9 protein-coding genes are annotated in these 13,840 nt (G+C 63.1%); 4 read left to right on the top strand and 5 right to left on the bottom strand.

Going from position 1 to position 13,840, the window contains the following annotated elements:
* Positions 1-2: 2 nt before the first annotated feature.
* The 4 genes from NKH05_RS17725 to NKH05_RS17710 all read right to left on the bottom strand — a co-directional run bounded on the left by NKH05_RS17725 (position 3) and on the right by NKH05_RS17710 (position 5,022).
* Positions 3-1,211, bottom strand: coding sequence for an acetyl-CoA C-acetyltransferase (locus NKH05_RS17725; protein ID WP_352547915.1), 1,209 nt, complete (start codon positions 1,209-1,211; stop codon positions 3-5).
* Between the two features lie 31 nt (positions 1,212-1,242).
* A complete protein-coding gene (locus NKH05_RS17720; RefSeq protein WP_023719511.1) occupies positions 1,243-2,412 on the bottom strand; it encodes an acyl-CoA dehydrogenase family protein in 1,170 nt (389 codons plus the stop codon).
* A 114-nt stretch (positions 2,413-2,526) separates the two neighbouring features.
* Positions 2,527-4,323 carry an acyl-CoA dehydrogenase gene (locus tag NKH05_RS17715; RefSeq protein ID WP_023719512.1) on the bottom strand — a complete coding sequence of 599 codons (1,797 nt, stop codon included), beginning with the start codon at positions 4,321-4,323 and terminating at the stop codon, positions 2,527-2,529.
* A 237-nt stretch (positions 4,324-4,560) separates the two neighbouring features.
* Positions 4,561-5,022: a MerR family transcriptional regulator gene (locus NKH05_RS17710; protein ID WP_353025839.1), complete on the bottom strand. Its 462-nt coding sequence runs from the start codon at positions 5,020-5,022 to the stop codon at positions 4,561-4,563.
* 549 nt (positions 5,023-5,571) lie between these two features.
* Here NKH05_RS17710 and NKH05_RS17705 point away from each other — a divergent pair.
* From NKH05_RS17705 to NKH05_RS17690, 4 genes are all read left to right on the top strand, one after another.
* On the top strand, positions 5,572-9,426 hold the full coding sequence (locus NKH05_RS17705) for a peptidoglycan-binding protein (RefSeq protein WP_353025807.1): 3,855 nt from the start codon (positions 5,572-5,574) through the stop codon (positions 9,424-9,426).
* A gap of 191 nt (positions 9,427-9,617) precedes the next feature.
* On the top strand, positions 9,618-10,541 hold the full coding sequence (locus NKH05_RS17700; protein ID WP_023719515.1) for a sulfite exporter TauE/SafE family protein: 924 nt from the start codon (positions 9,618-9,620) through the stop codon (positions 10,539-10,541).
* Positions 10,541-11,332: a TIGR02186 family protein gene (locus tag NKH05_RS17695; protein WP_353025806.1), complete on the top strand. Its 792-nt coding sequence runs from the start codon at positions 10,541-10,543 to the stop codon at positions 11,330-11,332. Before NKH05_RS17700 ends, NKH05_RS17695 begins: the two co-directional genes overlap by 1 nt.
* A 107-nt stretch (positions 11,333-11,439) precedes the next feature.
* The gene (locus tag NKH05_RS17690) at positions 11,440-12,696 is read left to right on the top strand and encodes an Hsp70 family protein (protein WP_352483221.1); all 1,257 of its coding nucleotides are present in this window, start codon (positions 11,440-11,442) and stop codon (positions 12,694-12,696) included.
* Positions 12,697-12,701: 5 nt separating this feature from the next.
* Here NKH05_RS17690 and NKH05_RS17685 read toward each other — a convergent pair whose 3' ends face one another.
* Positions 12,702-13,604 carry a LysR substrate-binding domain-containing protein gene (locus NKH05_RS17685; RefSeq protein WP_023719518.1) on the bottom strand — a complete coding sequence of 301 codons (903 nt, stop codon included), beginning with the start codon at positions 13,602-13,604 and terminating at the stop codon, positions 12,702-12,704.
* Positions 13,605-13,840 lie beyond the last annotated feature (236 nt).

The raw sequence follows: 13,840 nt of genomic DNA, 5'->3' as shown, positions 1-13,840 counted from the left end.
CGTCAGACGCGTTCGATGATCGTTGCGGTGCCCATGCCGGCGCCGATGCAAAGCGTCACCAGCGCGGTGTTCAGGTCGCGGCGTTCCAATTCGTCCAGCACCGTACCGAAGATCATCGCACCGGTGGCGCCCAGCGGATGGCCCATGGCGATGGCGCCGCCATTGACGTTGATCCGGTCATGAGGAATGTCGAAAGCCTGCATGTAGCGCAGCACCACCGAAGCGAAGGCCTCGTTAAGCTCGAACAGGTCGATGTCCGACAGCTTCATCTTCGCCCGCCTCAACAGCTTTTCGGTGACGTCGACCGGACCGGTCAGCATCAGCACCGGTTCGGAGCCGATGTTGGCAAAGGCGCGGATACGCGCGCGCGGCTTGAGGTCGAGCGTCTTTCCCGCCTTTTTCGAGCCGAGCAGCACGGCCGCCGCGCCATCGACGATGCCGGACGAATTTCCGGCATGGTGGACGTGGTTGACCTCTTCCACCTCGGGATGCTTCTGCACCGCGACGGCGTCGAAGCCGCCCATTTCGCCGGGCATGACGAAGGACGGGTTGAGCGCGGCCAGCGACTGCATGTCGGTCGAAGGCCGCATGTGCTCGTCGTGATCGAGAATGGTCAGGCCGTTCTGGTCCTTGACCGAGATCACCGAATTCTTGAAGCGGCCCTCGCCCCACGCCTTGGCGGCACGCTTCTGGCTTTCGACCGCGTAGGCATCGACGTCGTCGCGCGAAAACCCGTATTTGGTGGCGATCAGGTCGGCCGATATGCCTTGCGGCACGAACCAGCCGGGCAGGCCGACCGAAGGATCCATGAACCAGGCGCCGCCGGAGGCGCCCATGCCGACCCGCGACATCGATTCGACGCCACCGGCAATCACGATCTCGTCGGCGCCTTGCGCGATCTTGGCGGCGCCGAAATTGATGGCGTCGAGGCCCGAGGCGCAGAAGCGCGATATCTGCATGCCAGGCGCCTTGGTGTCGTAGCCGGCCTCGAAAGCAGCGGCACGTGGAATGACTGCACCCGCCTCGCCAACCGGATCGACACAGCCGAAGATGATGTCGTCGACGGTGCCGGTGTCCAGCCCGTTGCGGTCGCGGATCGCCTCGAGCACCTTGGCGCCGAGCCGCACCGCCGGCACTTCGTGCAGCGAGCCATCCTTCTTGCCCCTGCCGCGCGGCGTGCGCACGGCATCATAGACGTAAGCTTCGGCCATTTTCCTGCTCCTTGGGTTTGCTGAAAGTCGCTCAGAGAGAGCGCCCGATCAGCAATTTCATGATCTCGTTGGTTCCACCGTAGATGCGCTGGACGCGGGCGTCGCGGAACATGCGCGCAATCGGATATTCATTCATGTAGCCATAGCCGCCATGCAATTGAAGGCATTCGTCGACGACTTTTCCCTGCAGGTCTGACAGCCAGTATTTGGCCATCGAGGCCGTCACCGGGTCGAGGCCGCCGTTAATGTGGCGGGCAACGCAGTCATTATAGAAGACGCGCCCAATGGTCGCCTCGGTCTTCAATTCGGCCAGCTTGAACTGGGTGTTCTGGAATTCGATGATGGCCTTGCCGAAGGCCTTGCGCTCCTTGACGTAGTCGATGGTAAGAGCCAGCGCCCGCTCGACCATGGCGATAGCAGTGGTGCCGATCTGCAGCCGCTCCTGCGGCAATTGCTGCATCAGCTGGACGAAGCCCTGGCCTTCCTCGTTGCCAAGCAGGTTCGAGGTCGGCACACGCACGTCGTTGAAGAACAGTTCCGACGTGTCGTTGGCCTTGAGGCCGATCTTGTCGAGGTTGCGGCCGCGCTCGAAGCCCTCCACCTCGTCGGTCTCGACGACGATCAGCGAGATGCCCTTGGCACCTTTCTGCGGATCGGTCTTGGTGACGACGATGATGAAGTTAGCGAGCTGGCCGTTGGTGATAAAGGTCTTCGAGCCGTTGAGCTTGTACTGGTTGCCGTCCTTTTCGGCGCGCGTCTTGACGCCCTGCAGGTCGGAGCCCGCACCCGGCTCGGTCATGGCGATGGCGCCGATCAGTTCGCCGGTCGCCAGCCTCGGCAGCCATTTCTTCTTCTGCTCGTCCGAGCCGTAATGGAGGATGTAGGGGGCGACGATCGAATTGTGCAGGCCAATGCCGAACCCGTCGACGCCGACATGGGCGATCGCCTCGATGATGGCGCTCTCATGCGCGAAGCTGCCGCCCGAGCCGCCATATTCCTCCGGCATCGAGGCGCAGAGCAGGCCGGCCGCACCCGCCTTCAGCCAGCTTTCGCGGTCGACCATCTCGTTCTTCTCGAACTCGTCGTAACGCGGCGCGATCTCTTCCGACATGAAGCGGTGCGCCATGTCATAAAGCATGCCGACCTCGTCCGCCGCCCAGGCGGGTTTTGGAAGGCCAAGGATTTCGGCGGGACTGGTCATGTTTATTCTCTGATCCTCCTTCCAAGCACGCCGCCAGAATTGAGGCTGGCGCGCTGCCGTGGCGCCCTCTCCCGGCCGCTTCGCGGCCACCCTCCTCGCGAGGAAGAGGGGAGCCTAGAACGCTTCGGCCGGCAGCGCCATCAATGTGTCGGCGCCGCTGGAGATGCGGGCAAGGTGCGCCGCCGTCTCCGGCATGATCCGCTCCACGAAGAAGCGCGCCGTCACCAGCTTGTTGTCGTAGAAAGACGAAGCGCCGTCGGCGCCATTCGCCAATTTCGCTGCGGCCACCCTGGCCATCTGCGCCCACATATAGCCCAGCGCCACCAGGCCGAAGAGATGCATGTAGTCGGTCGAGGCGGCACCGGCATTGTCGGGCTTGGCCATGCCGTTCTGCATCAGCCACATCGTCGCCGCCTGCAGATCGTTGAGGCTCTTCTTCAGCGCCTTGGTGAAGGGCGCCATCTTCTCGTCGGTGCGGTTCTCCTCGCAGAACTCGCCGACTTCCCTAAAGAACGCCTGCACCGCGCGACCGCCATTCAAGGCCAGCTTGCGGCCGACGAGGTCGAGTGCCTGGATGCCGTTGGCACCCTCATAGATCATGGCGATGCGGGCATCGCGGACGAACTGGCTCATGCCGTGCTCTTCTATATAGCCGTGGCCTCCGAACACCTGCTGCGCCATTACCGCGTGATCGAAACCCTTGTCGGTGAGCACGCCCTTGACCACCGGCGTCATCAGGCCGGTATAGTCATCGGCTGCCTGGCGATCCTTGTCGTCACCGGAGCGGTGAGCGATGTCGGACTTGATCGCCGTCCACAGCGCCAGCGCGCGGCCGGCCTCGTTGAAAGCCTTCATGGTCATCAGGCTGCGGCGGATGTCCGGATGGACGATGATCGGATCGGCCTTTCTGTCCGGCGCCTTCAGCCCTGACAGCGAGCGGCCCTGCAGACGATCCTTGGCGTAAGAAACCGCATTCTGATAGGCAACCTCCGACAGTGAGAGCCCCTGCAGGCCGACGCCAAGCCGCGCCTCATTCATCATGGTGAACATGGCTTTCAGCCCGCCATTGGCCTCGCCGAGCAGTGTGCCTTCAGCGTCGTCATAATTCATGACGCAGGTCGAATTGCCATGGATACCCATCTTCTCCTCGATCGAGCCACAGGAGACGGTGTTCTTCTCGCCCGGATTGCCTGATGCATCGAGCTTGAGCTTCGGCACGATGAACAGCGAGATGCCCTTCACGCCATCCGGCGCGCCCTCGATACGGGCCAGCACGAGGTGGACGATGTTTCCCGACATGTCATGCTCGCCGGCCGAGATGAATATCTTCTGGCCGGAGATCCTGTAGGTGCCGTCGCCATTTGGAACGGCCTTGGTGCGCAGCAAGCCGAGATCGGTTCCGCAGTGCGGCTCGGTCAGGTTCATGGTGCCGGTCCAGGCGCCCTCGACCAGCTTCGGCAACCATGTCGCCTTCTGCTCTTTGGTGCCATGGGTGATGATCGCAGCGATCGCACCTTGCGTCAGTCCGGCATACATCATCAGCGACATATTGGCCGACACCATATATTCGGCAACCGCAGTATGCACTGCATAGGGCAAGCCTTGCCCGCCAAACTCGACAGGTGCGGCGAGCCCCATCCAGCCACCTTCGCGATACTGGTCGAAGGCTTCCTTGAAGCCTTTTGGCGTCGTCACCGATCCGTCGACATGGCGCACACAACCTTCCACGTCGCCGACACGGTTGAGCGGCTGCATGACGTTTTCGGCGAGCTTCGCGCCCTCGGCAAGGATGGCCTCGAGCACATCCGGCGTCGCGTCGGAAAATCCGGGAAGATTGGAATAGCGCTGATAGCCCAGCACCTCGTTCAGCACGAACAGCGTGTCCCGGATCGGCGCTCTGTAGATCGGCATGCGTTTCCTCCACCATGCGGTCTTGGCCCCGAAATCAGCCTCAGCATATGAGGATGGCAGACGGACCAACGTTGCGGTCGAGATAACAAATATTGACGTTTGCGTAAACGTCAATTCTGCGATGGGGCAAATTTTCTCCCGCGCGCCAAGACGGCAAACGGCGAAGGACGGTAACGACGAAGAACCGCGCGGCGCAAGCCGCGCGGGTGTCCTTAGGCAGAAATAGGGAGGGTTTGTTTAGCTCGCCCCGCTGGCCTGCGGCGCCGCGCGCGCGCTCAGCATTTGCCGGACGGTCGACATCGAGGCACTCAGTTCGCTGATGGCGTCATCGATCAACGCCCGCTGCTTCTGCAGGCGGGCAAGCTGCTTCTCCGACTTGTCGAGCGCCAACCGCAACTGCTTGGTGTTGGAGCCGTTCGGATCGTAGAGGTCCATCATCTGCTTGACATCACGCAGCGAGAACCCGACCTTGCGGCCGAGCAAGATCAGTTTCAGCCGGGCCCTGTCGCGGCGTGTATAGAGACGGGTTGAGCCGTCACGCTGCGGGTTGAGTAGACCCTTGTCCTCATAGAAACGCAGCGTGCGCAGCGTCACTCCGTATTTCTTGGCCATTTCGCCGATGCGGACAAGCTCTTCACCGGCTTCGCTCGACATATCGTTGGTATTGGCCGCGGCTTGGCCGGGCGAAATAAGTTTCATGGTCACTGGCTTTCCCCGTCTGGTGGCGTCGCGGTCGCGGACCTTGCGTCGCCTGAGTGAAAGCGGGGGCGTGCTTCCACTCGTGGTTTCAACAAACAAATCACAAACGGCGTAATCCGCTCGTTTACGTTTACGTCAATGCTATATCGATAGCCGCCTTACGACGCAAGAGCGTTCTGGGCTTGGAACTTTATGCCGCAGCGCCGGTGGATAACCTAAAAGTCGTGGCCGATTCGGGAGCGATCATGCGGCTGATCAAAATTCTACAGCGTCTTTTGTGCGTCCAAAAAGACACCCGGCGCCGTCCGCAGCCAGTCGACAAAGTTGCAACTTCTTAAGCTTGGTTAACGCGTTGTTTACCACGTTGGGGCGAAATGTGCGCATGTCGGTTACCCGTGTTTATCCTGTATTGAATTTTTCACGGTTTTTCGGAGCGCGGGTAAGACCCGGGAAGCTCGTCTTCCACTGCAACAAGCCAAGCAGTCGCGTTCGTCCCGGCAGGACTTTGGGAACCTGGTGAAAGCCAGCAATTCTGAAACGGGCGCATTGATGAACAGCAAGCGGTCCTACCTCGATACACTCAACGCCGGCAGGCAGCGCAGGCCGCACACGACGCTTGAAGAGCTCAACCGTTCCCTGGAAACGCTGGAGCAGCGACTGGAGCGGACGCGCGAGGAGACTGCAAGCCATCCCGGTCCACGCCGACCAGCGGCAGAACCGCGCTATCCTAGTGCCCAACCCTATGGCCAGCAGCGCCGGTACGAGGACCCACGCGACGCGCAGCGGCCGAAAGGTCCAGCGGCGGCCGTCGACCAGAACTACCAGGCGATCGCCCGCGATATCGACCGGGTGCGCGGCCAGGAGGACGGCGTCGCCCTAGCCGGCAAGATCGCTGGCGAATTGCGCGGCCTGCGCGAAGAGCTTCGCCAGCAGATGACCTCCGGCCTGCAACGCGAGTTCGACGCACTGCGCAAGAATATCGAGCGAGCCTACCAGTCAAATGGCGGCGGCAAGGGCAGCGCCGAACTCGGCGTCGAATTCGAGCGGCTTTCCGGCGCCATCCAGACGCTGGCCGAAAAAAGCGACGACAGAAGCGTCAATATGTTGCGGCTCGAGCTTGAGCAGGTCAAGGCAGCTCTCGATACGCTGGCGCGCGACGAGAGCGTGCAGGCAGTGGGCCGCCGCTGGGACGATTTCGACCGCCGCTGGAGCGCCTTCGAGGACCGCGTCGACGCCGATCAGCGCAAGCGCTCCGACGCGCCCGGCCTGTCGGCGCTGACCGAGCGGCTCGAACAGATCAGCAATGCCGTCAGCAATCTGCCGGAATCGCTGTCGCTGCGCTCGCTGGAGGAAAAGGTCCGCATGCTTGCCGGAGCGGTCGACCATTTCGCCCGCCAGCAGGACAATCGCGGCAGCGACACATTCAGTCAGATCGACGAGCGGCTCGACGAGATTTCCCGCGCGATCGTCGCCTCGACGGTTGCCGCGCAAGCCAATTCGTTCGACCCCGAGCCCTTCGAACGCATCGAGAAGCGGATCGATTCACTGGCCCAGCAAATCGAAGAAGTGTCGCAGGATCATCCGGGCCGGGAGGTCATCGACCGTCTCAACACATTGTCGAGCCGCGTGGATGAGCTGGCCGGCCGAGCCAATCTGCCGGAACAAGCTATGGAGCGCCTTGCCAGGCAAGTCGCGCTTATCGCCGACAAGATCGACCATGCACCTGCCATGCCCGACGCCGACTACATCTTCCAGGGGCTCGAGCAGCGCTTCGATGTGCTGTCCAGCATGATGGAACGTCGCCAGGGCGACGCCATCGAACAAGGCAACATGCTGTTTCGCGACCTTGAGCGCCGGTTGGACGAAGTCGCCGACAGGCTGGATCAGCGCATGCCGCAGGTCGACAGCGCCGGCATCATGGATGCCATCGACGCCCGCTTCACCGCGCTGGCCAAGCGGATGGAGACGCGCGTTCCAGATCCCGCCAGCGAGGCGGCGATCCGCGGCCTGGAGAGCCGGCTCGAAGACATTTCAAGCCGGCTGGATTCGTCCGCGGCACAGGTCGCCAGCATCGACCCGGCGTTGATCCGCAGCCTCGAAGCGCAGGTCGCGGGCCTGACGGCGCATCTTTCCAAGCCCGGCACGCCGCTGCCGGAATTCGACGACATCAGCCCGCGCCTCAACGAGATCGAGAAGTCGCTGGCCGGAACCCGCGATTCCATCCTCGGCGCGGCGCGCGAGGCGGCCGAGAGCGCCGTCCGCTCGCTGGCCGGATCAAGCGCCAACACGGCGGCCGTTACCGGCCTCGCCCAGGACCTGAAGACGCTCGAGGCGCTGACGCGCCGTTCGGACGAGCGCAATTCAAGGACGTTCGAGGCTATCCACGACACGCTGCTCAAGATTGTTGACAGGCTAGGTTCACTGGAGACCGGCGAACCGGCAAGCGCAGAGTTGAGCAAACGCTTCGGCCGGGCATCCAAGATCTCGGTGCAGGACGCACCGTCGATGGACATCGACCAGCCGCTGCCGTTAACGGGCAACATGGCCGATCTGGACGGTCGCACCGCGGCGCTCGTGCGCGACGAGCCAGGTCCGCGTACGCCGGCCGAGGCGGCCGCGGCAGCCGCCCTGGCGGCCCTCGGTTCAGACACGACGCATGAAAAAACCGAGCACGGCGGCGGCAGGAAATCGATGTTAGGCGGGCTGGCGCGCGCCTTGAAGGGCAAGAAGGAGGCCGAGATGCCGCCGCTTGCCGGCTCGGCGTCGAGCGTCGAAATACCGAGCGTCGATCTGGACGAGCCGCTCGACCCCAAGGTCGCCAATCGGCCATTGGAACCCGGCTCCGGCGCCCCCGACCTCAGCGCCATCATGAAACGTGTGCGCGACGAGCGCGGGCAGCCGGCCCGCGAAGGCGGCGCCGAAGCGGCGAAATCGGACTTCATCGCGGCAGCCAGACGGGCTGCGCAAGCGGCGGCCGCCGAGGCGGACGCCCTTAAGCGCCAGTCGACGATGAAAGGCCCGGTCAAGGCGCTCAGGATAGGCGACCTGCTCAAGGCGCGGCGCAAGCCGATCCTGATGGGGGCAATTGCCATCATGCTGGCGCTTGCCGGCCTGCAACTGGGCAAAGCCTTCTTCTCCGATCCGGTCGAAGTCGCCAACAATGACGCGGCGCCGGCTGTGGCCGCACAGCCGGTGGAGACTGCATTGGCCAGCGTTGCCAGCGAACCGAAGGCGGACGCGCAGACGGCAGCGCAGGATAGCGCGCCGTCCTCCATCGTCAGGCAGGCAGAGCCGTCCGCAGCGACGACCAAGGACGACACGGCGGCGCAAACCGGCCCCGCCACACCGGCAACCGAGGCATCGACAGCCCCCGCGGCAGCCCCTGACATGGCGGCGCCAGACGCCACGGCCGCAGTGCCCGCACCGGCAGCGGCGACGGCCAGCGACGCCGAGCCAATGGCTGCCGCGCCTGCTACCACCACAGCTGCGACGCAGGACACGACGGGCACGGTGCCGCCGGCAGATGCTGCCGCGGCAAGCGTTGCCAAGATCGAGGTTCCGGCCGGTGTCGGTCCGGCCGCCCTGCGCGATGCAGCGGCCGGCGGCGACGCCAAGGCACTGTTCGAGATCGGCTCGCGCTACGCCGAGTCGCGCGGCGTCAAGGAAGACATGGCAGCGGCGGCCAAATGGTACGAGAAAGCTGCCGATCTCGGTTTCGCACCGGCAGAATACCGCATCGGCAATTTCTACGAGAAGGGCATCGGCGTCGCACGCGACATCAAAAAAGCGAAGACCTGGTACCAGCTTGCCGCAGAGCAGGGCAACGCCAGCGCCATGCACAATCTGGCCGTGCTGTTTGCGATGGCGGCGGATGGCGTGACCGACAATGAATCGGCAGCGCGCTGGTTCCAGGCGGCGGCGGACCTCGGCGTCAAGGACAGCCAGTTCAATCTCGGCATCCTTGCGGCGAAGGGCGTCGGCATGAAGCAGAACCTCGAGGAGAGCTACAAATGGTTCGCGCTCGTCGCCAAGACCGGCGACAAGGATGCGGCGGCCAAGCGCGACGAGATCGCCAAAGCCCTGAGACCCGAGCAGCTGGAGCGTACGCGTGCCGCGGCCGAGCTGTGGAAGGCCAAGCCGCTCGATCCAGCCGCCAATTCGGCCGACATTCCTGAATCGTGGCAGGACGGCACACCGCAGACGACGGCCGGCATCGACATGAAGAAAGCGGTCCAGAACATCCAGCGCATCCTCAACAAGAACGGCTACGAGGCCGGCAATCCCGACGGCATGATGGGCCGGAAAACCAAGAACGCGATCATGGCCTTCCAGACCGACAACGACATGAAGGCAACCGGCGCGATCGACGAAAAGCTGGTCAAGGCGTTGCTCGCGCGCAAATAACGGCGGATGCGTCGTTTCCGCGACGCCCTTGCCACAGATTTGCCTGTTAACTGATTGAGTTGTTTTTTGTTTCGGCGGTGCGACGAAGTTTGACTTCACCGCCCGGCCGGCGCAAGAACGAGATAGCCTTCTGGCGCAAAATGCCCGCAACGGTTGCATTCGCCAGGAGGCAAACTGATCGAGACTGACGGGTGGGCATCTATCTCCCGATCGCGGAAATTTCCGTTAACGTCTTCGTGCTGCTGGCCATGGGCGCAGCGGTGGGTTTCCTGTCGGGCATGTTCGGCGTGGGCGGCGGCTTTCTCATCACGCCGCTGCTGATCTTCTACAACATACCGCCCGCGATTGCGGTCGCCACCGGCGCCAACCAGGTCATCGCTTCCTCCTTCTCCGGCGCCCTGTCGCACATGAAGCGCGGCACGCTCGACTTCAAGCTCGGCGGCGTGCTTTTGGCCGGCGGCATCGTCGGCTCGACCGGCGGCATCTATGTCTTTGCGTTCCTGCGCCGACTCGGCCAGCTCGATCTGTTCATCTCGCTGCTCTACGTCGTGCTGCTCGGCACTGTCGGCGGGCTGATGCTGGTCGAGAGTATCAATGCGCTGCGCGTCACCCGCAGCGGCGCCGCACCGGTGTTGAAGAAATCCGGCCAGCACAACTGGATCCACCGCCTGCCGCTGAAGATGCGGTTCAGGGCCTCGAAGCTCTTCGTCAGCGTCATTCCGGTGCTTGGGCTGGGCGCGGCGATTGGCTTCCTATCGTCGATCATGGGCGTCGGCGGCGGCTTCATCATGGTGCCGGCCCTGATCTACCTTTTGAAAGTGCCGACCAACGTCGTCATCGGCACCTCGCTGTTCCAGATCATCTTCACCTCGGCTTACACCACGCTGGTCCACGCCACCACCAACCAGACGGTCGACGTCATGCTCGCCTTCCTGTTGATGGCAGGCGGCGTCGCCGGCGCACAATATGGCGCCAAGGCCGGTCAGAGGCTGCGGGGCGAACAACTCAGGGCGCTGCTGGCGCTGCTTGTGCTGGCGGTCGCCATCCGGCTCGCCATCGATCTTTTCGTCACGCCTCCCAATCTCTATTCGCTGTCCGGCGTGGGCCTGAGCTGATGGCTGGCTTGAGGACGCTCGCGGCCGCCGCCTTGCTGTCGCTGCTGGCCGCGGCGTCAGCGGCGAAGGCACAGACGCCACTAACCGAAAACATCCAGATCGGCCTTTCCACCGACAATGTCTCGATTACCGCCGGCTTTTCCGGCGCCGACCTGACCATCTTCGGATCGCTGGAAAATGCCGATCCGCTTGTCGCACGGCAAGGGCGCTACGACGTGATCGTTGTGCTGGAAGGCCCGGCCCGACCGGTCGTCGTGCGCCGCAAGGACCGGGTGCTCGGCGTCTGGGTCAATCTGGAGTCGGAGACCTTCGAAAACGTACCTGTCTCCTATTCTGTGGCGACGACGCGACCGCTGCAGGACGTCACCGATCCGAACAGCTACAAGCAGCTGTCGCTTGGCGCCTCCAACCTCTATTTGCAGCCGGCCGACGCCGAGGACAGCCCGGCGACAATCGAGGAGTTCACCGCCGCGCTGCGCGAGCGCAAGGCGGCAACAGGCCTCTACAGCGAGAAGGTCGGCGGTGTGCAGTTCCTGTCGCAGAACCTGTTCCGCGCCACCGTCAGGCTCGCTCCCAACGTTCCGGTCGGCACCCACAAGGCGCGCGCCTTCCTGTTCAAGAGCGGCCTGTTCATCAAGGAAAGCTCCGCCCAGCTCGAAATCCGCAAGTCCGGTTTCGAACAGTCGATCTTCCGCGTCGCCCACGACTACTCCTTCCTCTACGGTGTCTTTGCCGTATCGCTGGCCATGCTGACAGGCTGGCTCGGAAGACTGGTCTTCAGGAAAGACTGAACTCTCGTAAAAGTGGTTTCCCTTTCCGAGGGTATGGGCTAGACCGCGATCCCCGGTCCGACCGGGCACGAGCTGCTGCTCCCCAAATCAGAATATAGGAACGCACGATGCGACCAGCATTTGCCGGTATCGACTTCGGCACTTCGAATTCCACCGTGAGCGTGGTCAGGAACGGGCAGCCGCGGCTGGTGGCCTTGGAAGACGGCCAAGTCACTCTGCCCAGTGCGGTGTTCTTCAATTTCGAGGACAACCGCACCTATTTCGGGCGACGCGCCATCGCCAACTATACGGACAGTATCGAAGGCCGCCTGATGCGCTCGCTGAAGAGCGTTCTCGGCAGCTCGCTCGCTCACGAAAAGACGCGCATCAAGGCGCGCTCGATCGGCTTCATGGAAATTGTCAGCCTATTTGTCGGCCACCTGAAAAAGAAGCTCGAAGAAAACGCCCTCGACACAGTCGAAAGCGTCGTAATCGGACGGCCGGTACAGTTCGTAGACGACGACGCCGGGGCCGACGCCGAGGCCGAGCACGAACTCGAAAATGCCGCTCGCGCTCAGGGCTTCAAGCACATCGCCTTCCAATTCGAGCCGATCGCGGCGGCACTCGACTACGAACAGAAGGTGACGCGCGAGGAACTGGCGCTGATCATCGACATGGGCGGCGGCACGTCCGATTTCTCGATCGTGCGGGTCTCGCCCGAGCGCGCCCGCTCGCTCGACCGCAAGGACGACATCCTGGCCAGCCGCGGCATCCACATCGGCGGCACCGACTTCGATCGGCTGCTGAGCATCGCCCATGTGATGCCTCAGCTCGGCTATCTGACGTCGACTAAGGATGGCAAGCGCAATCTGCCGGCGAGCTACTTCATCGACCTGGCGACATGGCAGCGCATCAACCTGGTCTATACCGCAAGGGCGATGACGCATCTTCGCCAGATCCGCTACGAGGCAGAGCGCGCAGACCTGGTCGACCGCTTCATCCACATCGTCGAGCATCGTTACGGCCACGCGCTAGCGGCGCTGGTCGAAAGGGCCAAGATCGAGCTGACGGATCGATCGTCGGCCGGTATCGAGGTCGCGCTACCGGAGGTGAGGTTCACGGCAGAGATCACGCGCGAAGGTCTCGAAGCCACTATCGCTCGGGATATTGAGCGCGTTGCAGGTACCGTCGAGCAGACCGTCCGCGACGCGCAGGTGAAGCCCTCCGACATCACGGCGGTGTTCCTGACCGGCGGATCGACCGCGATCCCGCTGGCCAGGCAGCAGATCCTGGCTCTGGTGCCGCAGGCGTCGGTTATCGAAGGCGATGTGTTCGGCTCAGTCGGGCTTGGGCTGGCGCTCGACGCACAGCGGAAGTTCGCCTGATCGGCTTAAAGCGGCGCGGCTCTCTCAGCTTTGCCGCCGAGATGCGCCTTGAGCGCCATCTGGGCCAGGCTTGGCTGCCGGTCGCGATGCGTGATCATGGCAAATTCGCGCTTCGGCAGATCGATCGGCACGGAACGCAGACTGCCTTCGGCGACCGCGCGCGCGACGACGAGTTCCGAAATGATGCTGGCGCCGGCGCCGGCCTCGACCGCCTGGCGAATAGCCTCATTGCTCGGCAATACCAGGAATATCTGTAGGTCCGCGAACGAAATCCCGTCGCGTCGGGCAAGGTCCTCCAGCGCCTCGCGCGTGCCCGACCCGCCTTCGCGAATGATCCAGCGAAGCCCGCCAAGGTCGGGATGCCCAGGCGAAACTTCCGCGATCTCAGGGTGCGAGCGCGCCACGACCAGCATCATGCGATCGATATCGACCTTGGCACGCCGCAAAATGTCGGATTCGGTGCGCCCCTCGACCAGGCCAAAATCGGCTGCGCCATCAAGTACATTGGTCTCGACCTGCCTGGTGTTGCCAATGCTCACGCTCAGCCTGACGGCAGGATAGGCTTCGTGGAAAGAAGCGAGCCGGCGCGGCAGCCAATAGCTGGCGATGGTCTGGCTGGCAGCGATCGAGAGACTGCCTGATATCGTCTGCGAGACATGCTCCAGCACGTTGTGGGCGGCCGCCGCCCGCTCGAGAACCGCCTTGGCCTCCGGCAGGAACCGGCGTCCGGTCTCGGCGAGCTCGATATTGCGGCCCACTCGGTTGAACAACTGCACGCCGTGCTGCTGTTCGAGCGAGCGGATGGCGGCGGACGCGGCCGACTGTGAAATGCCTAACAAGTCGGCCGCTTTGGTCATGTGCGCCCGTTCGGCGACGGCGACGAAGATCCGCAATTGGTCCAGAGTCATGCCAGCATTAAGAAGCAAATCCGATTGGAATTACAAGAGCAAGTTGTTAGACAGATTGATTGCTTTGTTCTAAATTTTAGCCCGAAATTGGAAAAAAGTCGCGCCAGAACAGTCGAGGGTAGAAATTGGTTAGGCTGTTCAAATCCGTGTTTACGCACTGGACCCGCAGCCTGCGGTGGCGGCTCGTCGGTGAACGCTATCGGCCGGAACAGCATTACATGCGCGGCCCAGGCCCG

Origin of the sequence: Mesorhizobium sp. M1399, assembly GCF_040317735.1 — a bacterium.
GTDB lineage: Bacteria > Pseudomonadota > Alphaproteobacteria > Rhizobiales > Rhizobiaceae > Mesorhizobium.
Note: the sequence above shows the minus strand (reverse complement) of the source record. Positions and strands in the feature narration are given on the sequence as shown.